Below are 21985 nucleotides of genomic sequence, written 5' to 3'. Positions count from 1 at the left end.
CCGGGGCCGCCGGTCGCCGTCCCGCCATGGTCAGGTGCTGGCCATCTCGGCCAGCCAGCGTTCCAGCCAGTGGATCGAGTAATCGCCGCGCTGGATGTCGGGGTTTTCCAGCAGGGCGTGGAACAGCGGGATGGTGGTATCGACGCCGTCCACGATCAGCTCGTCCAGCGCCCGGTGCAGCCGCGCCAGCGCCTCGGGCCGGTCGCGGCCATGCACGATCAGCTTGCCGATCAGGCTGTCGTAATAGGGCGGGATGCGATAGCCGTCATAGATCGCGCTGTCCATCCGCACGCCCAGGCCGCCGGGGGCATGGTATTGCGAGATCTTGCCCGGCGAGGGGGTGAAGTTTGGCAGCTTCTCGGCGTTGATGCGCACCTCGATGGCGTGGCCGTTGATCTTCAGGTCTTCCTGGCGGAACTCCATGTCCTGGCCGGCGGCGACCAGGATCTGCTGGCGCACCAGGTCGACGCCGAAGATCGCCTCGGTCACCGGATGCTCGACCTGGAGCCGGGTGTTCATCTCGATGAAGTAGAATTCGCCGTCCTCGAACAGGAACTCGATGGTGCCGGCGCCGCGATAGCCGAGCCTGGCCATGGCATTGGCGCAGATGCCGCCGATCTCGGCCCGCTGTTCGGGGGTGATGACCGGGCCGGGCGCCTCTTCCAGCACCTTCTGGTGGCGGCGCTGCAGCGAGCAGTCGCGCTCGCCCAGGTGGACCGCGCGGCCGCGGCCGTCGCCGAAGACCTGGATCTCGATATGGCGCGGGCGCTGCAGGTATTTCTCGATATAGACCTCGTCATTGCCGAAGGCGGCTTTCGACTCGGCGCGGGCGGTGCGGAAGGCGTTTTCCAGGCTCGCCTCGTCCAGCGCCACCTTCATGCCGCGGCCGCCGCCGCCGGCGGTGGCCTTGATGATGACCGGATAGCCGATCCTGGCCGCCACGGCCTTGGCCGAGGCCACGTCCGGCACGCCGCCGTCCGAGCCGGGAACCACCGGGATGCCCAGGGATTTCGCGGTCTCCTTGGCGGTGATCTTGTCGCCCATGATGCGGATATGTTCGGCCGAGGGGCCGATGAAGGCGATGCCGTGATCCTCGACCATCTGCACGAAGCCGGCGTTTTCCGACAGGAAGCCATAGCCCGGATGGATCGCCTGCGCGCCGGTGATCTCGCAGGCCGAGATGATCGCCGGTTGCGACAGGTAGCTTTCGGGCGAGGGCGGCGGGCCGATGCAGACGGATTCGTCGGCCATGCGCACATGCATCGCGTCGGCATCGGCGGTGGAATGCACCGCGACGGTGGCGATGCCCATCTCGCGGCAGGCGCGGATCACGCGCAGCGCGATCTCGCCGCGGTTGGCGATCAGGATCTTGTCGAACATCTGGCCGCTCACTCGACCACCATCAGAGGGGCGCCGTATTCGACCGGGCTGCCGTCGTCGACCAGGATGCGCTTGACCGTGCCCGCGCGCGGCGAGGGGATGTGGTTCATGGTCTTCATCGCCTCGACGATCATCAGCGTCTCGCCTTCCTTGACCTGCTGGCCGATGCTGACGAAGGCGCTGGCGCCGGGCTCGGGCGACAGATAGGCGGTGCCGACCATGGGCGAGGTGACGACGCCGGGCAGGCTGGCCGGATCCTCGTTCGCGGCCGGGGCGGCAGCGGCGGCCGAGGGCGCGGCGGCGGGTGCGGGCAGGGCGGCCGGGGCGGCGGCGACGGTCTGGACGATCTGCTTTTGCTGTTTCGACAGGCTGACGGTCAGGCGGTCGTTCTCGTCATATTCGCGCTTGACGGTCAGTTCGGTCAGCTCGTTGCGGTTGAGCAGTTCGGCAAGGGCCTGGATGAAGGCGACATCGCCTTCGTGATGGCGCTTTTCGTGACCAGCTTCTTTGGAATCGTCGCTCATGCCGTCCTCTGGATGTCGTTCATGGGGCCGCGTTCTCTGCGCGGCGGCTGCGGGGCTTATAAACCGGACTACAACCCGAGGGAAAGGGTTTCGCCGCCTAGCGCCGGCGTTTCCAGCGCCGGTGGACCCAGAACCACTGCGCCATATGCGCGCGGACCAGGCGCTCCAGATCGTCGTTCAGCGCCTGCATCATCGCCGCCGGCTCGCCATGCGGGATCGGCGCGCCGACCTCGACGCGGAAGCTCAGCCCGTCGGGCTGGCGGATGCCGGCGACCGGCACGACCAGCGCGTCGTAACGGATGGCAAGCTCGGCCGGGGTCAGCACGGTCCTGGTGGGCAGGCCGAAGAAACGCAGCTCGGCACCGTGGTCGTCGAACTGGTCGAACCCCAGCGCCATCCAGCCGCCGCCCTTGAGGAAACGCAGCATGGCGGCCAGGCCGGCGCGGCCGCGCGGAAACATCGGCTCGGCGATGGCGCGCATGGCGGGGATGTAGTGGCGGTTGAAGGCCTCGTTGTTCATCGGCCGGTAAAGCGCGCCGACCGGCCAGCCGCGCCCGGCCAGGGCCGCGCGCATGGCGTCGTAATTGCCGAAATGGGCCACCGCCAGGATCACGGGCCGGCCGGCCTGGGCCGCCTGTTCCAGCGCGGCAAGGCCGGGGCCGGTCAGCGGGTCGGCGGCGTGGATGCGGTCGACGAATTCGGCGCCGGAATAGATCTCGGCCAGCGAGCGGCCGGCGTTTTCCGGCACGGCGCGCAGCAGGTGGCGCAATTCGGCGGGCGAAAGGTCGGGCCGGGCCATGGCGAGGTTGGTCCGGATGCGCTGGCGCCAGCCGGCAAGCGGGCCGAGCACCCAGGCGAAGAACCAGCCCATCGCCGGGATGCGGCGTTCATAGGGCAGGGCGCGCGCCAGCCCCATGATGGCCAGGAAGGCACCGTTGGCGATGCGGTCGCGCAGGGGCACGGGCTCGGGTGTGTCGGTGTCGCTCATCGCGGTCCTGTTCAGCCAGTTCGGTCAGGTGGGCCGGTTCATCGCGCGGGCCTCGCGCATCCAGACATAAAGGCCGGCGCCGACGATGATCAAGGCGCCGGCGACGGTCCATAGATCCGGCAGGGTGCCCCAGAAGAGCCAGCCCCACAAGCCCGCCCAGATCAGGCCGGTATAGCCGAAGGGGGCGATGGCGGCGGCCTCGGCGAGCGCGAAGGCGCGGATCAGCAGCGCCTGGGCCACGGTGCCGAAGAGCCCCAGCAGAGCGAAGGCCCAGAGATCCTGGGGTGCGATCGGCTGCCAGAAGAACGGCACCGCAAACGAGGCCAGCACCGAGCCGACCAGCGCCGACCACAGGACCGAGGTCGCGGTGGAATCGCTGCGGGCGATACGGGTCAGGATGGCGCCGGCGGCATAGGTGAAGGCGCCGATCAGCGGCAGCAGGGCGGCGGGCTGGAACACGCCGGCGCCGGGGCGGATGATGATCAGCGCGCCGCAGAGCGCCGCCGCGATGCCAAAGCCCCGCCGGATGCCGATGCTTTCGCCCAGAAACAGCGCCGCGCCCAGGGTGATCAGCACCGGGTTGATGTCCATGATCGCCGTGGCTTCGGCCAGGCCGATGAATTGCAGCGAACTGAAGAACAGGAGGATCGAGCCGAGCTGCGTCACGCCGCGGAACAGCTGCACCACCGGCCGGCGCGTGGCGAGCGTGCTGCGCAGCCGCGGCGCCAGCACCAGCGCCACGATGGCGAGGTTGGCGACGAAGCGCACCCAGACCACCTGCACCGGGTGATAGCGCGTGGCGAGGTATTTGCCGATCGCATCCATCAGCGTGAAGGTGAAGATCGCCATGAGCAGCAGCAGGATGCCGCGCAATTGCGTCGCGCGGCCCGGGTTGCCCGGGGCGGCGATGATCGGCGGCAGGGTGGACTGGGGCGGTGTCATGCGGGTCTCCGTCCGCGTCTTATGCCTGTGGCGCGGGGCGGGGTCCATGGGGGCGGGCGCGCCGGGTGGCGCGGTCGCGATGGGTATTTGGAAAACAAAGAAGGCCGGAGCCTGGGCGGCGCGGGCGGTCTGGAGTATTCGGAAAACGGAAGGCGGCGGAAGGGCCGCGCCGATGCGGGGCGCGGCCCTTGCGGATCAGTCGAGCAGGCGTTTTGCCAGGGCGACGGTGGCTTCGGCGGTGATGCCGAATTCCTTGTAGAGCGTCGGCGCCGGGGCCGAGGCGCCGAAGCCGGTCATGCCGATGAAGCCGGCCTTCTTTTCCTTGCCGCGTTCGCCCAGCAAGAGCCAGTCCCAGGGCTGGCGCACCGCCGCCTCGATGGCGATGCGGACCGGGCCCTTGGGCAGAACCTGCTTGCGGTAGTCCTCGGGCTGGTCGCGGAAGAGTTCCATCGACGGCACCGAGACGACGCGGGTCGGGATGCCCTTGGCTTCCAGCGTGTCGCGGGCGGCGACGGCGATTTCCACCTCGGAGCCGGTGGCCATCAGGATCACCTGCGGCTCGGCAGAGGCCTCGCGCAGGACATAGGCGCCCTTGGCGGTCAGGTTCTCGCCCGCGGTTTCGCGCAGGGTGGGCAGGTTCTGGCGCGAGAGTGCGAGGACCGAGGGGGTGGATTCGCTCGTGAGCGCGATCTCCCAGGCCTCGGCGGTCTCGACCAGGTCGCAGGGGCGGAAGGTCAGCGTGTTCGGGGTGGCGCGACAGATCGCCAGGTGTTCGACCGGCTGGTGGGTCGGGCCGTCCTCGCCCAGGCCGATGCTGTCATGGGTCATGACATAGACCACCGGCAGGCCCATCAGCGCCGACAGCCGCATGGCGCCGCGGGCGTAGTCGGTGAAGCACATGAAGGTGCCGCCATAGGGGCGCAAGCCCCCATGCAGCCAGATGCCGTTCATCGCCGCCGCCATGCCATGTTCGCGGATGCCGTAATAGACATAGCGGCCGCTGCGGTTTTCCGGCGTGAAACTGCCCAGATCCTTGGTCCTGGTGTTGTTCGAGCCGGTCAGGTCGGCCGAGCCGCCGAGCGTTTCGGGCAGTTCGGGGTTGACGGCTTCCAGCACCATTTCGCTGGCCTTGCGGGTCGCGACCTTGGGCCTGGCGGCCAGCGCCTGTTCCTTCAGCGCGGCGATGGTCGGGGCCAGGCGCGGGTTCGGCTCGCCCGAGATGCGGCGGGCGAATTCGTCGCGGTTTTCCGCGGCATCGACCCGGGCGGCCCAGGCCTCGCGCGCGCTGCGGCCGCGGGCGCCGATGGCGCGCCAGTCGGCCAGGATGTCCTCGGGGATGACGAAGGGGCCGTGCTCCCAGCCAAAGGCGGCGCGGGCGGCGGCGATCTCCTCGGCGCCCAAGGGCGAGCCGTGGGCGCCCGAGGTGTCCTGTTTCTTCGGCGCGCCGAAGCCGATGATGGTCTTGCAGGCGACCAGCACCGGGCGGTCGTCCTTGCCCGAGGCGGCATCGGTCAGCGCACGGTCGATATCGGCCGCGTCATGGCCGTCGCAGCTGAGCGTGCGCCAGCCCGAGGCCTCGAACCGCTTCAGCTGGTCGGTATTGTCCGAGAGCGACACCCTTCCGTCGATGGTGATGTCGTTGTTGTCCCAGAGCACGATCAGGTTTTTCAGCTTCTGATGACCGGCCAGGGCGATGGCCTCCTGGCTGATGCCCTCCATCAGGCAGCCGTCGCCGGCGATGACCCAGGTCTTGTGGCTGCACAGGTCGGCGCCGAACTGGGCGCGCATGGCCTCTTCGGCCATGGCCATGCCGACGGCGGTGGCGATGCCCTGGCCCAGGGGACCGGTCGTGGTCTCGACCCCCTCGACATGGCCGTATTCCGGGTGGCCGGCGGTGATCGCGCCCCATTGCCGGAAATTGCGGATCTGCTCGAGGCTCATCTGGTCGTAGCCGGTCAGGTAGAGCATGGCATAGATCAGCATCGAGCCATGGCCGGCCGACAGCACGAAGCGGTCGCGGTCGAACCAGTTGGGCGCCGAGGCGTCGAATTTCAGGTGCTTGCCGAAAAGCACGGTCGCGACGTCCGCCATGCCCATCGGCATGCCGGGATGGCCGGAATTCGCCGCCTCGACGGCGTCCATGGCCAGAGTGCGGATCGGGGTGGCAAGGCGCCAGTGGGCGGGATCGGCCTGGCGGCGGGCGGCGATGTCCATGGGGAAAATCCGTGCTGTTGGAGGGCGGCACGTCCTGATAGGCAGGAGCCGGCGCGGTTGCAACCCCGCCTTGGAACGCGCGGGACGGTTTGACATGGTGGACAGCACGGCGATCATCGGCTTCCGGCAGGACCGGATCGGCGCGCGGCTGATCTGTCTTCTGAACACGCTGCGGCTGGCGCGGAAATTCGGCGTCTCCGGCCGCTATCTGTGGCTGTCGCAGCCCGACGGCCCCTATCCCGAGCTGGTCGATCCGCGGCATTTCCTGACCGCCGAATTCGTCGCCGCCCATATCGAGATCGTGTTCGAGGCGCCGTCCCGTGCGGGCTTGCAGAACGTCCGCGCCGTGGCGCCGGGCATGAACGTCCAGGGCTTCGCCCGTGCGCTGGCCGAGGGGCGGCGCTATGAATGCGACAGCATGTCCGAAGTCGTGCGCTTCATCGACGAGGATGCGGCCACGGTCGCGGCCGAGATGCGCGCCGTGGCCGCAGACCTGGCGCTGACGCCGCGGTTAGGCCGGGCGCTTGCCAAGGCGCGGCGGGTCATCGCCCGGGCCGGGGGCGGTGCGCCGGTGGCGATCCATGTCCGGCGCGGCGACATCCTGGACGGCGATCCCTGGTCCTATTCCTCCTGGGCGTCAAAATACGTCCCGGACGAGTTCTTTCGCGCCTTCATCGCCGGCCATGACGGGCCAGTGATCGCCTTTTCCGACACGCCCGCCGCCGTCGCGCATCTGCGGCAGGGCGATGACCGCGTGCTGCTGGCCGCCGATCTGCTGGACACCGCCGCGCTGTCGCCGGCCGAGCGCGACCTGCTGGAGCTTCTGCTGATGGCCGGCTGCGCCGAGGTCGGGGCGCCGAGCCACAGCGCCTTTTCCCGCGCCGCCGCGGTCATCGGCGGCTGCCGGATCCGGGCGCTGCCGCCGGACCTGCCCGATGCCGCGCGCCGCGCCGGCTTCGACGCGGTGCTGGAGCGCGTCATCGCCCGGCCCGACAGTTTCTTCGCCCCGGGCGACCTGGCGCAAAGCGCCGCCTATGCCGCGCGCCATGCCGCGAGCGTCGGGCGCGGCGGCGAGCTGGTCGATGCGCTCGCCGACCGCCGCGATCTGCTGGCGCGGTTTCCGTTCCTGTATCGCGAGCTTGCCGCGACCGCCTGGAGCGCGGGGCGCAAGCAGAAGGCGCGGCGGCTGGCGCGGCAGGGCCTGGAATCGCCGCTGATCCGCAACCGCGACAAGCCCCTGTGCCGGCAGGTGCTGCTGGTCAGCGAGACCACCGACCCGGACCAGCTGGGCGCGGCCTTCGTCAACATGGTCTTTACCGGCCACGCGGCCGAGGGGCCGATCATGCCGGCGCTTGGCCTGCGGCTGCTGTCGGCGGGGGGCAAGACCGCGCGGATGCTGGGCTTTGCCCCGGCGCTGCTGCCGCTTTATGCCCAGCCCGATCCGCAGGGCGGGCCGGGCCAGGTGCTGCCGCTGTGGGCGGTGCGGATCGACTGGTTCGAGTTCATCCGCGACCCCGGCCTGCAAAGCGAGGCGCTGAACTGGCCTGATATGTGGCGCAAGATGCGGCCCGCCGCCGCGGGGCTGGCCGAGGCCGAGGCGGCGCTGGCGGCCGGCACGCCCCCGGCTGCGCCTGACGCGGCGGTGGCGGCGCGCTTCGGCTTCTGCGCCTCGGTCCTGCGGCTGCACGGGCGGCTCAGGCGCGCCATGGCGCTGCTGGAATGGCTGGACGCGGCGCGGCCGGGCGATTTCCTGACCGCCAAGCGGCTGGCCAATGCCTGTTTCGCGGCCGGCAACCGCAAGGCCGGCTGGCGCTGGCTGGACCTGGCGCAGGCGCGGGCGCCGGGCCATGCGCTGCTGCTGCTGTCCCAGGCGGTCCGCGCCGCCGAACAGGACGAGCCCGACCGTGCCGCCAGGGCGCTGGCCCTGGCCGAGGCCGCCTGGCCGGGCCTGCAACTGGAGCGCAGCGTCCGGCGCGCAGCGCGCGAGCATCTGCCCGCGAAAACCTGAGCCGGCGCCGCAAATCCGGGCGCCGGGGCGACGGTTTCCGCCCCGGCGCGAAAAGATTTGCCAAGACGGCGCAAGCACGGGCAACATGCCAATAAAACCAGACTATTGAGGGAGGTGACCATGGCAAGCCCCGCAAGATCGGCCGTCGATCCGGTCGATGAGATCCTGCCGCCCCTGCGCATGACCACGCTGGGGTTGCAGCACGTCCTTGTCATGTATGCCGGCGCGGTCGCGGTGCCGCTGATCGTCGGCCGGGCGCTGAAGCTGTCGCCCGAGGACGTGGCCTTCCTGATCTCGGCCGACCTGTTCTGCTGCGGCGTGGCAACGATCATCCAGAGCCTTGGCGTGACGCGCTGGTTCGGCATCCAGCTGCCGGTGATGATGGGGGTGACCTTCGCCTCGGTCGGGCCGATGATCGCCATGGCCAATGCCTATCCGGGTCCCGACGGGGCGCGGATGATCTTCGGCGCCATCATCGGCGCCGGCATCATCGCCATGCTGATCGCGCCGCTGATCGGGCGGATGCTGAAATTCTTTCCGCCGCTGGTCACCGGCACCATCATTCTGGTCATCGGCGTCACGCTGATGCGGGTGGGAATCAACTGGATCTTCGGCAACCCGGTCGGCCCGACCGCGCCCAAGGTGGTCGATCCGGTGGCGGCGGGCTGGCTGAACCAGCTGAAGGACCTGGCCGGCACCGGCGTCGTGCCGGCCCTGCCCGAGGGCTTCGCCCCGGCGGCGAGCGTGCAGAACCCGCTTTACGCCCGGCCGATCAATATCGCGATCTCCGGCGTGGTGCTGCTGGCGATCCTGCTGATCGCGCGCTTCGGCCGCGGCTTCGTCGCCAATATCGCCGTGCTCTTGGGCATGCTGATCGGCGCGGCGCTGACCATCGTCATGGGCCAGATGACCTTCGAGAAGGTGGCCGAGGCGCATTGGTTCGGCATCGTCACCCCCTTCCATTTCGGCATGCCGATCTTCGATCCGGTGCTGATCGTGACCATGGTGCTGGTGATGATCGTGGTGATGATCGAATCGACCGGCATGTTCCTGGCCCTGGGCGAGATGACCGGGCGCGAGGTCACGCCCCGCCGCCTGTCGGCCGGGCTGCGCACCGATGGCCTGGGGACGCTGATCGGCGGCATCTTCAACACCTTCCCCTATACCTCCTTTTCCCAGAACGTCGGGCTGGTGGGCGTCACCGGCATCAAGAGCCGTTTCATCTGCGTCACCGGCGGCGTGATCCTGATCCTGTTCGGACTGGTCCCGAAGATGGGCGCGGCGGTCGAATCGCTGCCGACGGCGGTCCTGGGCGGGGCCGGGCTGGTGATGTTCGGCATGGTCGCCGCGACCGGCATCCGCATACTCTCGACGGTGGATTTCGCCGGCAACCGCAACAACCTGTTCGTGGTCGCGGTCTCGCTGGGCTTCGGGATGATCCCGCTGATCGCGCCCGATTTCAAGCAATGGATGCCGCACGCCATCCATCCGCTGATCGAATCGGGCATCCTGCTGGCCACCATCGCCGCGGTTCTGCTGAACGCCTTTTTCAACGGCACCGGCGCCGGCAGCATCGAGGAGGCCAAGCGCGCCGCCAGCATGGCCGATCACTGATCGGCGGGGCCGGGCGGCTCGCCCAGCGGGCGGATGCGCAGGCGGGTGATGCGGTTCTCGCGCCGGGCCACGACCTCGAAGCGGCAGCCGTGAAAGGAAAACACCTGGCCCGGTGTCGGGATCGACTGGGCCATGTGGATGACGAGGCCGGCGACGGTATTGGCCTCGTCATCGGGCAGCGACCAGTCGAGCGCCCGGTTCAGGTCGCGGATGGTCATCGCGCCCTCGACCAGGTAGTCGCCGCGCGCGTCGCGCACCAGCGAGGCCAGGGCATCGGTGTCATGCTCGTCGGTGATCTCGCCCACGATTTCCTCGAGGATGTCCTCGAGCGTGATCAGCCCGCGCAGGCTGCCGTATTCGTCGACGACCAGGGCGAAATGCGTGCGCCGCTTCAGGAACTCGCGCATCTGCTCGTCCAGCGTCGTGGTGTCCGGGACGAAATAGGGCGGCATGGCGATGGTCATCACGTCGAAGTCGCGCAGCGCCTCGGGGCCGCGTTCCTGAAGCGCCCGGCGCACGCCGCGCAGCAGGTCCTTGGCGTGGATGACGCCGACGACATTCTCGCGCTCGTCGCGAAAGACGGGCAGGCGGGTGTGCGGGCTTTTCAGCACCAGGTCCAGCACCGCGTCGGGCGGCAGCCGCGCATCGATCATCTGGATGTTCGAGCGGTGCAGCATGATCTCCTCGACCGCGCGCTCGCCCAGGTCCAGCGCCCCCAGCAGCCGGTCGCGGTCCTCTTTCTGCACCGTGCCGCTGGATTGCGCGATGGCAAGCGCCCCGGCGATTTCCTCCTGCACCGAGAAGACATGCCCCGACTGGTCGGCGCGCAGCCCGAAAAGCGCCAGGATGCCGCGCACCACCAGCCGGACCACCGCGACGACCGGGGTCATCAGCCGGGTAAAGACCGAAATGGGCCGCGCGACGCGGCTGGCCAGGTCCTCGGGCGCCAGGATGGCATAGGTCTTGGGCAGCACCTCGGAAAAGATCAGCACCAGGACGGTCATCACCACCGTCGCCGCCGCCACGCCGCTGGAGCCCAGCAGCCGGGTGAACAGCGCCGTCGCAAGGCTGGCCGACAGGATGTTGACGACATTGTTGCCCAGCAGGATCGAGCCGATCAGCCGCTCGCTGTCCTCGGTCACCTGCAGCGCACCCTGCGCCCCGGCGTCGCCCTTGTCGGCGCGGGAGCGCAGCTTGGCGCGGCTCGAGGCGGTCAGCGCGGTCTCGGAGCCGGAAAAGAACGCCGACAGCGCCAGCAGCACCAGGATCGCCGCCCCGGTCAGCCAGAAGGTCAGGTCCAGTCCAGCCGTGCTGGCCGGGGGCGGCGCTGCTGCGGCTGCGGTGGCTGCGGTCGTGGCGGCCGATGCGGTCATGGTTCCTTTCCGTTCCGGCGGCCGCGCGCCAGCGGGTGATGCTTCAGCACCAGGTCGCGCATGCGGCTGTCCAGCACATGGGTATAGATCTCGGTCGTGCCCAGGTCGGCATGGCCGAGCAGGGTCTGGATGGCGCGCAGATCGGCGCCGCCTTCCAGCAGATGGGTGGCGAAGGCATGGCGCAGCACATGCGGCGAGACGCGGGCCGGGTCGATCCCGGCCGCCAGCGCCAGTTGGCCCAAAAAGCCGTTCATCGCCTGCCGGGTCATATGCCCCTCGCGCGAGGCGGCGGGGAAAAGCCAGCGCGCGCCCTTGCCCGCGACCAGCCGGCCCAAGGCGCTGTCCTCGGGCGCATTGTCGCGCAGATGCAGCCAGGCCGTCAGCGCCGCCCGGGCCGGGTTGCTCAGCGGCACCATGCGCTCCTTGCCGCCCTTGCCGCGGATCAGGAGCAGCGCCGGGTCGCCCCGGCAGGCGCCGACCGGCAGCGCGACCAGCTCGCTGACGCGCATGCCGGTGGCATAGATCAGCTCGATCAGCGCCAGGTTGCGGGCGCGTTCGGTATCGTTGCGGCCCAGGCGCGGCAGGGCGTCGAACATCGCCTGCACCTCGGCGCGGTCCAGGACCTTGGGCAGGCGCTGCATGCGGCCCGGACCGCTGATGCGGCCGGCGGGGTCGTCCTCGCGCCAGTCCTCCTCCAGCGCGAAACGCATGATCTGGCGGATCGAGGACAGCCGCCGCGCCCGCGTGGCCCGCGACAGGCCCTGCGCGTCGCAAAAGGACAGGTAGTCCTCGATCCCCTCGCGCGGCACGGTCAGCAGCGTCAGCCCGCGCGCGGCCAGCCAGTCGGCGAAGTCCTTGAGATCGCGGCCATAGGCCAGGAGCGTGTTCCTCGCCGCCCCCGCCTCGGCCGATTGCGCGTCGAGGAAGGCCGAGATCCGGCCCTGGTCGCCCAAGCCCTGTCCCGCCCGCGCCATGGCTCAGGGTGTCCCGCCGCCCGGCGCGGGCAGGATGACCGGCGCCAGCACCAGCTCGACCATGGCCTGCCGGGCGATGTCCTGCTGGCCCAGCACCCGCAAGACCCGAAGCCCGCGTGCCGCGCGCGGCAGGTCGCCGTCAAGCCCGGCGTCGGTGTCGGCCATGGCGGCCAGCAGCGCCTCGCCGCGCTTGTCGGCCAGGATCAGCTGCGCCGCCTCTTGCGGCACGTCCTTTTCCGAGGGGCCGAGGAAGGCCGGGAACAGCACCGCCGCGCGGTCCTCGCCCTCGCCGGCGGGCGGCGCGCTTTCCGGCTCGCCCCCGGCAAAGCGCAGGAGCCAGGCGTCGAATTCGGTCGCATCGGCGGGCGGATCGGTCATGACCTGCGGCTGGCCGGCCTGCAGCGCCAGCCACAGCGCAATGCGGCCCGGCGCGCCGTCAAGGCCCATGGCCGCAGTCTCGGCCCCGACCATCTCGGCCAGCGCCGGGCCGAGCCCGGCCGCGACCATGGCGTCGAAGGCCGGCGGCAGCGCGGCGGCGGCCGCACCCGCGTCGCGCACGGCCAGCGCCTGCGCCAGATTCTGCACCGCCGCCGCCCGGTCCCAGACCCCGCCCGAGGCGGCGGGCTTCTGTTCCAGGTAGATCGTGCGCAGCTGCGAGGCCGGGATGGCGCCGGCCCGCGCCAGCCGCTCGGCCGCGTCCAGCCGCGCCTTCCAGCCGCCGTTCTGGTCCAGATCCGCCAGCGCAAAGGCCAGCGGCAGCGCCGACGAGGGCAGCGGCTGGCCGATCGCCTCGTGCAGGCGCAGATCCAGGGGCGTCACCACCTGCGGCGGCGGCAGCTCGTCGGTGCTGTCGGCATAGCTGTCGTCGAGATAGCGCGCGAGCAGCGCCGCCATCTGCGGGTCGATCCGCCCCAGCGCCTCGGCGCCGTGGAAGACCAGCGCGGCGGCGGTCCAGTCGCCGCCGAGCGCCAGGCAGAAGATCCGCGCCGGGAAGCTGGGCGCGACGCCCGGGGTGCGGTCCATGGTCTCGCAGGCCTGGGCCTCGTCGCCGGACAGCAGGGCGATGTCGAAGAGCCGGCGAAAGCGTTCGGGATCGCCCGGCCCGGCGGTCTTGAGCAGTTCCTTGGCGGCGCCGGTCGCGCCCATGTCCAGAAGCTTGTCGACCCGGGCCAGGAACAGCCCGCCTTCCTGCCCGGCCTCGGCGCTTGGCGCGCGCAACTGGGCCGCCAGCAGCCGCCGCTCGAGCCGGCGGATGGCCGGCAGGCGCGGGTTCGAGGCGCGGATCAGCCGGATCAGCACCGCCGAATCGCTGGTGCCCCACAGGCCCGCCGGCAGGCCGGCGGCGCGGGGCGAGACGGTGCCCTTGCCATCGGGATTGCCCTCGCCCAGCCGGGTGACGCCGACCGGCTCGAAGCCGCCGGTGGCGGCGATGTCGCGCTTGGTCTTGCGCTTCAGCTCGGGCGGGCGCGGGTCGCCGGGACGCCAGGACGAGATGTTGTCGGGCTGCTGCACGCTGCCCGACAGCCAGTCGCTGGCCGAAAGCGGCGGCTTGGCGGCGGCGGGCAGGGTCAGCCCGGCCATCAGCGCCAGCGCCAGGCCAAGGCGGTGCTCAGTCGAGGTCATCTTGTCCCGCATCCGTGCCCGCGGTCGCGGTTGCCGTTGTGGCAGGGGCGGTCGCCGGCGCGGTGCCGGCGGCGGTTTCCGCCGGCAGCGCCGGCACCGGCGCGCCCAGGTCCAGCTCGACCGGCGTGCGCATCTCGCGCGGGTCCGAGGTCATGTCGCCGAAATAGGCGTAGCCGGCCAGTCCTGCCAGAATCAGGATCACCAGAATCACCACCAATTTCAAAACTCGCATGAAAAATGCCCTTTCCGCCTCGATCATATGCCGGTCTCTCGCCGGTTCGCGCGAAATATATATGGCATTTCCCGAAAGATCACGCCATCAGTCACAGCCGTTGCGAACGAGGGAATCCGGTGGGGGTGATGCGGCGGAATATCGTGCTGATCGGGATGATGGGGGCGGGCAAGACCGCCATCGGGGGCGAGCTCGCGCGCCGCTTGCGCCGGCCGTTCGCGGATACCGATACCGAGATCGAGCGCGCCGCCGCCATGACCATTCCCGAGATCTTTGCCCGCGACGGCGAGGATTTCTTCCGTGCCCGCGAATCCGAGGTGCTGGGCCGGGTGCTGGCCACCGGCAACAGCATCGTTTCGACCGGCGGCGGCGCCTGGATGCGATCCGAGAACCGCGAGCGCATCGGCGCGCATGGCGTCTCGGTCTGGCTGGATTGCGACCTCGACACGCTGTGGCACCGGGTCCGGCACCGGCCCACGCGGCCCCTGCTGCAGACCGCCGATCCGCGCGGCACGCTGGAGCGGCTGCTGGCCGAGCGCAGCCCGGTCTATGCGCTGGCCGACATTTGCGTCCCCGCCCGGCGCGGCGACAGCATCGAGGACACCGCCACCCGCGCCCTGGACGCGATCCGGGCGCATGATCCCGGCATTCTGGAGGGCCAATGAGCATCGAAACCGTGCGCGTCGATTTGGGCGCGCGTTCCTATGACGTGCGCATCGGCCAGGGCCTGCTGGACCGCGCCGGCGACGAGATCACCGCCCTGGCCGGCCAGCGCCGCGTCGCCGTCCTGACCGACGAGACGGTGGCCGCGCGCCACCTGGCCACGCTGCAAGAGTCGCTGGCCCGCGCCGGTATCGAGGCACCGGCCCTGGCGCTGCCGGCGGGCGAGGCCACGAAAAGCTGGTCGCGGCTGGGCGATGCGGTGGAATGGCTGCTGGCGCGCCGGATCGAGCGCAAGGACCTGGTGATCGCGCTTGGCGGCGGCGTCATCGGCGATCTTGCGGGTTTTGCCGCCGCGATCCTGCGCCGGGGCGTGCGCTTCGTGCAGATCCCGACGACGCTGCTGGCGCAGGTCGACAGCTCGGTCGGCGGCAAGACCGGCATCAACAGCCCGCATGGCAAGAACCTGATCGGCGCCTTTCACCAGCCGGCGCTGGTGCTGGCCGACATCGACGTGCTGACCACGCTGAGCCCGCGCGATTTCCGCGCTGGTTACGGCGAGGTGGCGAAATACGGGTTGCTGGGCGACGAGGATTTCTTCGAATGGCTCGAGGCCAATGCGACGGGGCTCGCCAGCGACGCGGGCCTGCGCCAGCATGCCGTGCGCCATTCCGTCGCCATGAAGGCCGGCATCGTCCAGCGCGACGAGACCGAGCAGGGCGAGCGGGCGCTTCTGAACCTGGGCCATACCTTCGGCCATGCGCTGGAATCGGCGACCGGCTATTCCGACCGGCTGCTGCATGGCGAGGGGGTGGCGATCGGCTGCGCGCTGGCCTTCGAGCTGTCGGCGCGGCTCGGCCTGTGCAGCCAGGAGGCGCCGTCGCGCGTCGCGGCGCATCTCGCCGCCATGGGCCTGCCCTCGCGCATTGCCGACATTCCGGGCGACCTGCCGGATGACGAGGCGCTGATCGGGCTGATGGGCCAGGACAAGAAGGTGCAGGACGGCCGGCTGCGCTTCGTGCTGGCGCGCGGCATCGGTCAGGCCTTCGTCACCGACGCCGTGCCGCCCGAGGCGCTGCGCGCGGTGCTGGCTCAGTCGCGGGCCTGATCCGCGCGCTCGCGCTCTTCGCGCTCGGGGTCGGGCAGCAGGCCGGCATCCTCCAGCCCCTCGCCATGGCCGGTCTGGCCGCGCGGCTCGGCCGGGCGGTCCTCGCGCGGGATGCGGGGCGGCACCGCCTCGTCATGGCCGAGCTTGGCGTCGCGGTCGCGGCGCAGCGCCGCGCGGCCGAGCATCAGAAGCGTGATCGGCGTCGTCGCCATGATGAAGATGCCGATCGTCAGCTCGTGCACCACCAGCCGGCTTTCCAGCAGGGTGAACATCAGCATCGAGGCCAGCACGATCAGCAGCGTGCCATAGCTGTAGCCCAGCGTCGGCGCGTGCAGCCGCTGATAGAAGCTTTTCAGCCGCACCAGCCCCAGCCCGCCCAGCACCGTCAGCGAGGCGCCGGTGACGACCAGCAGCGCGATCACGACCGCGGCCCAGGGCGGCAGCTGTTCCAGGTGCCTCATTCGATCACCTCGCCGCGCATCAGGAACTTGGCCGCGCAGACCGTGGCGACAAAGCCCAGCACGGCGATGACCAGCGCGCCCTCGAAGAAGAAGACATTGCCGTTGACCATGCCGATGACCAGGAACAGCAGCATGGCGTTCATATACATGGTGTCCAGCGCCAGCACCCGGTCCTGGGCCCGCGGCCCGCGCAGCATGCGCCAGCAGGCCAGCGCCAGGGCGATGATCAGCGCGATCTGGGCATAGCCCAAGGCAAAGCGGAGGATTTCGGAGCTCATTCGAAAATCTCCATCAGCAGGGATTCGTAGCGGTCGCGGATCAGGGTCTGCCAGTCGTCCTCGCTGCGCAGGTCGAGGACATGCAGCAGCAGGCGGCCGTCCTCCTGCTCGAACTCGATCCAGGCGGTGCCGGGTGTGGCGGTCAGGATGATCGCCAGGACCGCGATGGCGTTCGGGTCGCGCAGGCGCAGTTGCAACTCGACGAAGCCCGAGTGATAGGCCGGGTGGTTCGGCCCCAGCAGCAGAACGCGCGCCACGGCGATGTTCGAGCGCAGGATGTCCCGGGCCACGATCCCCATCAGCAGCGGGATCACCGACCAGCGGCGGAACTTGGGCCGGGGCGGGTGCAGGTGCTCGACGGCCCAGCCGGCGGTCAGCGCGATCACCGTGCCCAGAGCCAGGTTGCCCAGCGAAAAGCTGGTCAGCAGCAGCCACATCAGCACAAGCACGGCCGAGAGCACGGGATGCGGGATGGCGCGGGTCATTGCCGGACCTCCGCCTGCGGCTCGGGCGTATCGGCGACGGTCGGGTCGGGGGCGCTGTTCTGCGCCGGCGCGGCGCGCACGTCCTGCGCCCCGGCCAGCACCGCCTTGCGATAGACGCCGGGTTCGAGCAGCGCCGTGGCGGTGGCGCGGGTATAGTTCATCACCGCGTCGGCGCGCACGGTCTGCAAGCCGATCATCACCAGCAGCATGACCACCGGCACCACCTCCAGCGCCAGGATGCGCGGCGTCGGCCCGCCCTCGGCCCAGAAGCGGCGGATGCCGAAGCGCATCAGCGCGATCAGCGCGCCCAGGCCCGACAGGATCAGCATGGCGGCATAGATCCACAGGATCACCGGCAGCATCCCCGAGGCGTTGAGATTGTCGCGGATCGCGCCCTGAAGGATGGCGAACTTGCCGATGAAGCCCGGCAGCGGCGGCAGGCCGGCGATCATCGCCGCGACCAGCGCGAAGCAGACCGCCATGGTCAGCCAGCTGACGGTGCGTGTGCTGGCCGGCGTGCTCATGTCCTCGACGGTATCGAGGCCCATCGGCTGCCAGCGTTCGCTGAGCGGGTCGGCGTCATCCTCGATCCGGGTCTCGTCATTGCCCTCGTCGCCGCGGCTGACCGGCTCGGCGATCAGGAAGAAGGCCGAGATCGCGGCGGTCGAGCCCACCAGGTAGTAGAGCGCGCCGCCCAGCATCAGGGCGCCGCCGCCGGCCTGGGCAAAGCCCACCGCCGAGAGCACCGTCCCCGAGGAAATGATCGCGATATAGCCGCCCTTGCGCACCAGCTCGGGCGTGCCGAGGATGCCGATCATGCCGAAACCCATGGTCAGAAGCCCGCCGATCATCAGCACCGGCGCCCCGAACCCGGCCGAGGGCCCGGAATCGGGGCCCAGCACCAGCAGCGACAGCCGCAGGATGACATAGATCCCGACCTTGGTCATGATCGCCATGATCGCCGCCGCCGGCGGCGAGGCCGCGCCATAGGTCGGCGGCAGCCAGAAGCACAGGGGCCAGGCCGCGGCCTTGATCAGGAAGGCCAGGCCCAGGAAGGCGGCGGCGGTGTGGAACAGCATCCGCTGGGCGTCGTCCAGCCAATAGAGCGCGCGGCCGATGTCGGCCATGTTGAGCGTGCCCGTGGTGCCATAGACCAGCGCCACCCCGATCAGGAAGAACAGCGAGGCGGCCAGGTTCACCGCGATGTAATGCAGCCCGGCCTTGATCCGCTCGGGGCCCGAGCCGTGCAGCATCAACCCATAGCTTGCCGCCAGCATGACCTCGAAGAAGACGAAGAGGTTGAACAGGTCTCCGGTCAGGAAGGCGCCGTTCACCCCGGCCAGCAGGAACTGGAACATGCTGTGATAATGCTGGCCCTTGCCGTGCCAGCCGGCGGCGGCATAGATCAGCGACGGCCCGGCCAGCAGCGCGGTCAGCATCACCATCATCGCCGAAAGCCGGTCCAGCACCAAGACGATGCCGATGGGCACCGGCCAGTCGCCCAGGCGATACAGCCCGACCACGGTGCCGGCATGGTCGCTGGCGGATTTCACGTCCGCCATCAGCTCGACCGAGGCGAGGAAGGTCAGGCCCACCGCCACCAGCCCGATCAGCAGCTTGGTCTGGCGGTTGCGGTCGTTGTAGAACAGCATGATCGCGCCGGCCAGCAGCGGGACCAGGATCGGCGCCACCATCAGGTGGTCGGGGCTCATCGTCTCGGGGTTCATGACTTGCGCTCCCGCCCGTCGACATGGTCGGTGCCGCTGACGCCGCGCGCGGCGATCATCACCACCAGGAACAGCGCCGTAGTGGCGAAGCTGATGACGATGGCGGTCAGCACCAGCGATTGCGGCAGCGGGTCGGCATAGGCGGTCGGATCGACGAAACCGCCCTTGGGCATGATCGGCGCCGCGCCGACATAGAGCCGGCCCATGGCGAAGATGAACAGGTTGACGCCATAGGCCAGCAGGCACAGCCCGACGATCACCTGATACGAGCGCGGCCGCAGCAGCAGCCAGACCCCGGAGCCGACCAGAACGCCGATGGCAAGGGCAAGGATCAGCTCCATCAGGCGGTCTCCTCGGCAGGCATTGCGGCGGGCATGTCGGCGGGCGTTGCGGGGGCGGATTCGGCGGATGGCTCGACCGGGCGGGCGCGCGGCGCGACGCGCAGCGACTGGTGGGCGATGGCGATCAGCATCAGCACGATGGCGCCCACGATCAGCGAGAACACCCCGAGATCGAAGAGCATCGCGGTCGAGAAGGGCACCTTTCCGATCACCGGCACGTCGATGTATTGCGCATGCGCGCTGAGGAAGGGATAGCCGAAGACCCAGGCGCCGGCGCCCACGGCCATGGCGATCACCAGCCCGGTGCCCATCCAGCGCACCGGCAGCACGGTCAGCCGTGCCTCGACCCAGCGGACATTGGCGGCGACATATTGCAGCAAGAGCCCGATCGCCAGCGTGACCCCGGCCGCAAAGCCGCCGCCGGGCAGGTCATGGCCGCGCACGAAGAGATAGGCCGAAAGCGCGATGATCGGCGCGAACATCCATTGCATCAGCAGGCCGGGCACGAAGAGATAGGCCTCGAGCGCCTGTTCCTCGGCATCGAGCTGCGGGCGCGGCCGCTCGACGCTTTCCGGCGCCGGGCGGAAGCGGCGCAGCAGGGCATAGACCGTCAGCCCGACCACGGCCAGCACGGTGATCTCGCCGAAGGTGTCGAAGGCGCGGAAATCGACCAGGATGACGTTCACGACATTGGTGCCGCCGCCCTCGACATAGGCGTTGCGCAGGAACCAGTCGCCGACCGAGGCGCCGGGGCGCGTCAGCAGCACGGCCAGCGCCAGCGCCGTCATGCCGGTGCCGCAGGCAACCGCGATCAACAGGTCGCGGAAGCGTCGCGAGCGGGCCGAGAAATTGTTGTCGCCGGCAATCTCCTCGTCGCGCTTGGGAAGCCAGCGCAGGCCCAGGAGCAGCAGCGCGGTGGTCGCGATCTCGACCAGCAGCTGGGTCACGGCCAGGTCGGGGGCCGACAGCCAGACGAAGGTGGCGCAGGTCACCAGCCCGGCGCCGCCCATCAGGATCAGCGCGGCGAAGCGGTGATACTTGGCCTGCCAGCCCGCCCCCAGCGCGCAGGCGCCGCCGACCAGCCACAACAGCGCGAAGACCAGCTCGCTGGCGCCGATGCCGGGCAGGGGCACGTTCCAGTCCAGCGGCCCGACCGCGAACCAAGCCCCGGCCAGGGCCAGCAGGACCATGGCGCGCAGCTGCGCCTGCAACCCGTTCGCCGACAGCACCCGCACCAGCAGTCGCGGCGCGCGGATGGTGCCGAACTGCAAAAGCCAGTCGAAGCCGCGGGCGAAATCCAGCGCCCGCATCCAGCGCGGGCCTTCCTCGCCCGTGTCGATCAGCCGGCGCGGCAACAGGTAGAGCAGCGCGCCCAGCGACATGGCGATCAGGCTCATGACCAGGGCGGGGGTGATGCCGTGCCAGATCTTCAGGCTGAAATGCGGCAGCTCGGGGCCGACGACGGCGATGCTCGCGGTCTCAAGCCAGGGACCGAGCACCTGCTGGGGAAGGATGCCGATGGCAAGGCAGCTCGCCACCAGCACCGCGACCGGCAGCCGCATCAGAAGCGGCGGCTCATGCGGTTCCTGCGGCAGATCCTCGGCCCTGGGACCGAAGAAGACGGTGACGATGAAGCGCAGCGAATAGGCGGCGCTGAACGCCCCGGCCAGCACGGCGACATAGGGCGCCAGGTTGTCGAGCGGGCTGCCGTTGTTCCAGACATAGGTCGCCTCGAAGAACATCTCCTTGGACAGGAAGCCGTTCATCAGCGGCACGCCGGCCATCGAGGCCGATGCGATGATCGCCAGCGCCGCCGTCACCGGCATGGCGCGCGCCAGGCCCGACAGGCGGCGCATGTCGCGGGTGCCGGTCTCGTGGTCGATGATGCCGGCGGCCATGAACAGCGAGGCCTTGAAGACCGCGTGGTTCACGATGTGGAACACCGCCGCGATCAGCGCGAAGGGGCTGCCGATGCCGGCCAGCGCGGTGATGAGGCCAAGGTGGCTGATCGTGGAATAGGCCAGCAGGCCCTTCAGGTCATGGCGGAACAGCGCGACCACCGCTCCCAGAAGCAGCGTCGCCAAGCCGATGCCGGTCACCAGCTGGAACCACTCGCTCGTCCCCCCCAGTGCCGGGTGGAAGCGCAGCAGCACGAAGACCCCGGCCTTCACCATGGTCGCGGAATGCAGGTAGGAGGAGACCGGCGTCGGTGCCGCCATGGCGTTCGGCAGCCAGAAATGGAACGGGAACTGCGCCGATTTGGTAAAGGCGCCCAGCACGAACAGCAGCAGCAGCACCGGGTAAAGCCGGTGCGCGGTGATCTGCGGCCCCGCCGCCAGCACCTTGTCGAGATCGTAGCTGCCGGCGATCTGGCCGATCAGGATCATCGCCACCATCAGGCAGAGCCCGCCCGAGGCGGTGACGATCAGCGACAGCCGCGCCCCGTCGCGCGCGTCCTGGCGCTGGAACCAATAGCCGATCAGCAGGAAGGAGATCAGGCTGGTCAGCTCCCAGAACACCACCAGCATGATGATATTGCCCGACAGCAGCAGGCCGGACATGGCGCCGGCAAAGGCCAAGAGGCAGGAATAAAGCCGCGGCACCGGGTCGTCCGGCCCCATGTAATAGCGCGCGTAAAGGATGACCAGGAAGCCGATCCCGGCCACCAGCACCATGAAAAGCCAGGAAAAACCGTCGATGCGAAAGGTCAGGTCCAGCCCGACCGAGCTGACCCAGCGGAAGGTGCCGGTGATGACCCCGCCCTCGGTCACGGCGGGGTAGAGCACCGCCAGGATGGCCAGGGCCAGCAGCATGGTCAGCCCGGCGAGCCAGGCCTCGGCATTGCGGGCGCCGATGGGCAGGGTGGCCGCCAGGGCGGCCGACACGAAGGGCGTCAGAACAAGCAGGAGCAACAGGTTCTGTTCGACCATCGGCGTCCTTATCGGGTTCGGGGTTGCAGCCGATCATAGCCGCCGGAGCCGGGAAAACACAACTGACCCGGTCGGGAAAAACGACCCGAATCCGCGGGTTCATGCAATTTTTATCAGGCGCGG

Annotated in this window: 19 protein-coding genes; 4 read left to right on the top strand and 15 right to left on the bottom strand. The window is 69.8% G+C overall.

The window, feature by feature from the left end:
• Window positions 1-30 precede the first annotated feature (30 nt).
• The 5 genes from accC to tkt form a co-directional block, all read right to left on the bottom strand.
• Window positions 31-1380: an acetyl-CoA carboxylase biotin carboxylase subunit gene (gene accC, locus PARN5_RS0101305; protein WP_026155088.1), complete on the bottom strand. Its 1350-nt coding sequence runs from the start codon at window positions 1378-1380 to the stop codon at window positions 31-33.
• An 8-nt stretch (window positions 1381-1388) separates the two neighbouring features.
• Complete coding sequence (gene accB, locus PARN5_RS0101300; protein ID WP_017997995.1) at window positions 1389-1904, bottom strand: acetyl-CoA carboxylase biotin carboxyl carrier protein; 516 nt, start codon at window positions 1902-1904, stop codon at window positions 1389-1391.
• A 97-nt stretch (window positions 1905-2001) separates the two neighbouring features.
• A complete protein-coding gene (locus tag PARN5_RS0101295) occupies window positions 2002-2892 on the bottom strand; it encodes a lysophospholipid acyltransferase family protein (RefSeq protein WP_017997994.1) in 891 nt (296 codons plus the stop codon).
• A gap of 24 nt (window positions 2893-2916) precedes the next feature.
• Window positions 2917-3834 (bottom strand): DMT family transporter, encoded by a 918-nt coding sequence (locus PARN5_RS0101290; RefSeq protein ID WP_017997993.1) that lies wholly within the window; start codon window positions 3832-3834, stop codon window positions 2917-2919.
• A gap of 195 nt (window positions 3835-4029) precedes the next feature.
• Window positions 4030-6048: a transketolase gene (gene tkt / locus PARN5_RS0101285; protein WP_017997992.1), complete on the bottom strand. Its 2019-nt coding sequence runs from the start codon at window positions 6046-6048 to the stop codon at window positions 4030-4032.
• Window positions 6049-6142: 94 nt separating this feature from the next.
• Here tkt and PARN5_RS0101280 point away from each other — a divergent pair, with 94 nt between their 5' ends.
• Entirely contained in the window at window positions 6143-8056 is a 1914-nt protein-coding gene (locus PARN5_RS0101280) for a hypothetical protein (protein ID WP_017997991.1), read from the top strand.
• A 120-nt stretch (window positions 8057-8176) separates the two neighbouring features.
• Window positions 8177-9670: a nucleobase:cation symporter-2 family protein gene (locus tag PARN5_RS0101275; RefSeq protein ID WP_017997990.1), complete on the top strand. Its 1494-nt coding sequence runs from the start codon at window positions 8177-8179 to the stop codon at window positions 9668-9670.
• On the opposite strand, the gene PARN5_RS0101270 is transcribed toward PARN5_RS0101275, so the two are convergent.
• The 4 genes from PARN5_RS0101270 to PARN5_RS0101255 are packed head-to-tail and all read right to left on the bottom strand — an operon-like array spanning window position 9664 to window position 13899.
• The gene (locus tag PARN5_RS0101270; protein ID WP_017997989.1) at window positions 9664-11043 is read right to left on the bottom strand and encodes an HlyC/CorC family transporter; all 1380 of its coding nucleotides are present in this window, start codon (window positions 11041-11043) and stop codon (window positions 9664-9666) included. The two genes, PARN5_RS0101275 and PARN5_RS0101270, sit on opposite strands and share 7 nt — an antisense overlap.
• Complete coding sequence (locus tag PARN5_RS0101265; protein ID WP_017997988.1) at window positions 11040-12017, bottom strand: site-specific tyrosine recombinase XerD; 978 nt, start codon at window positions 12015-12017, stop codon at window positions 11040-11042. Before PARN5_RS0101265 ends, PARN5_RS0101270 begins: the two co-directional genes overlap by 4 nt.
• A 3-nt stretch (window positions 12018-12020) precedes the next feature.
• Window positions 12021-13640, bottom strand: a complete 1620-nt coding sequence (locus tag PARN5_RS0101260; RefSeq protein ID WP_036744655.1) for a hypothetical protein — start codon at window positions 13638-13640, stop codon at window positions 12021-12023.
• Window positions 13627-13899 (bottom strand): hypothetical protein, encoded by a 273-nt coding sequence (locus tag PARN5_RS0101255; RefSeq protein WP_157403891.1) that lies wholly within the window; start codon window positions 13897-13899, stop codon window positions 13627-13629. Before PARN5_RS0101255 ends, PARN5_RS0101260 begins: the two co-directional genes overlap by 14 nt.
• A gap of 101 nt (window positions 13900-14000) precedes the next feature.
• Between PARN5_RS0101255 and PARN5_RS0101250 the strand changes: the two genes are divergently transcribed.
• A complete protein-coding gene (locus tag PARN5_RS0101250; RefSeq protein WP_017997985.1) occupies window positions 14001-14537 on the top strand; it encodes a shikimate kinase in 537 nt (178 codons plus the stop codon).
• Window positions 14534-15640 (top strand): 3-dehydroquinate synthase, encoded by a 1107-nt coding sequence (aroB, locus tag PARN5_RS0101245; protein ID WP_017997984.1) that lies wholly within the window; start codon window positions 14534-14536, stop codon window positions 15638-15640. The genes PARN5_RS0101250 and aroB overlap by 4 nt, the downstream gene beginning before the upstream one ends.
• On the opposite strand, the gene mnhG is transcribed toward aroB, so the two are convergent.
• From mnhG to PARN5_RS0101215, 6 genes are read right to left on the bottom strand one after another with little or no spacing between them, the layout of a single operon-like run.
• Complete coding sequence (gene mnhG / locus PARN5_RS21395; RefSeq protein WP_017997983.1) at window positions 15625-16101, bottom strand: monovalent cation/H(+) antiporter subunit G; 477 nt, start codon at window positions 16099-16101, stop codon at window positions 15625-15627. The two genes, aroB and mnhG, sit on opposite strands and share 16 nt — an antisense overlap.
• Window positions 16098-16379 carry a K+/H+ antiporter subunit F gene (locus PARN5_RS0101235; RefSeq protein ID WP_017997982.1) on the bottom strand — a complete coding sequence of 94 codons (282 nt, stop codon included), beginning with the start codon at window positions 16377-16379 and terminating at the stop codon, window positions 16098-16100. Before PARN5_RS0101235 ends, mnhG begins: the two co-directional genes overlap by 4 nt.
• On the bottom strand, window positions 16376-16864 hold the full coding sequence (locus PARN5_RS0101230) for a Na+/H+ antiporter subunit E (RefSeq protein WP_017997981.1): 489 nt from the start codon (window positions 16862-16864) through the stop codon (window positions 16376-16378). The genes PARN5_RS0101235 and PARN5_RS0101230 overlap by 4 nt, the downstream gene beginning before the upstream one ends.
• Complete coding sequence (locus tag PARN5_RS0101225; protein ID WP_017997980.1) at window positions 16861-18591, bottom strand: monovalent cation/H+ antiporter subunit D; 1731 nt, start codon at window positions 18589-18591, stop codon at window positions 16861-16863. Before PARN5_RS0101225 ends, PARN5_RS0101230 begins: the two co-directional genes overlap by 4 nt.
• Complete coding sequence (locus tag PARN5_RS0101220; protein ID WP_017997979.1) at window positions 18588-18932, bottom strand: Na+/H+ antiporter subunit C; 345 nt, start codon at window positions 18930-18932, stop codon at window positions 18588-18590. The genes PARN5_RS0101225 and PARN5_RS0101220 overlap by 4 nt, the downstream gene beginning before the upstream one ends.
• Window positions 18932-21862: a monovalent cation/H+ antiporter subunit A gene (locus PARN5_RS0101215; protein WP_017997978.1), complete on the bottom strand. Its 2931-nt coding sequence runs from the start codon at window positions 21860-21862 to the stop codon at window positions 18932-18934. Before PARN5_RS0101215 ends, PARN5_RS0101220 begins: the two co-directional genes overlap by 1 nt.
• Between the last annotated feature and the right edge of the window lie 123 nt (window positions 21863-21985).

Origin of the sequence: Paracoccus sp. N5 (assembly GCF_000371965.1) — a bacterium.
GTDB lineage: Bacteria > Pseudomonadota > Alphaproteobacteria > Rhodobacterales > Rhodobacteraceae > Paracoccus.
Note: the sequence above shows the minus strand (reverse complement) of the source record. Positions and strands in the feature narration are given on the sequence as shown.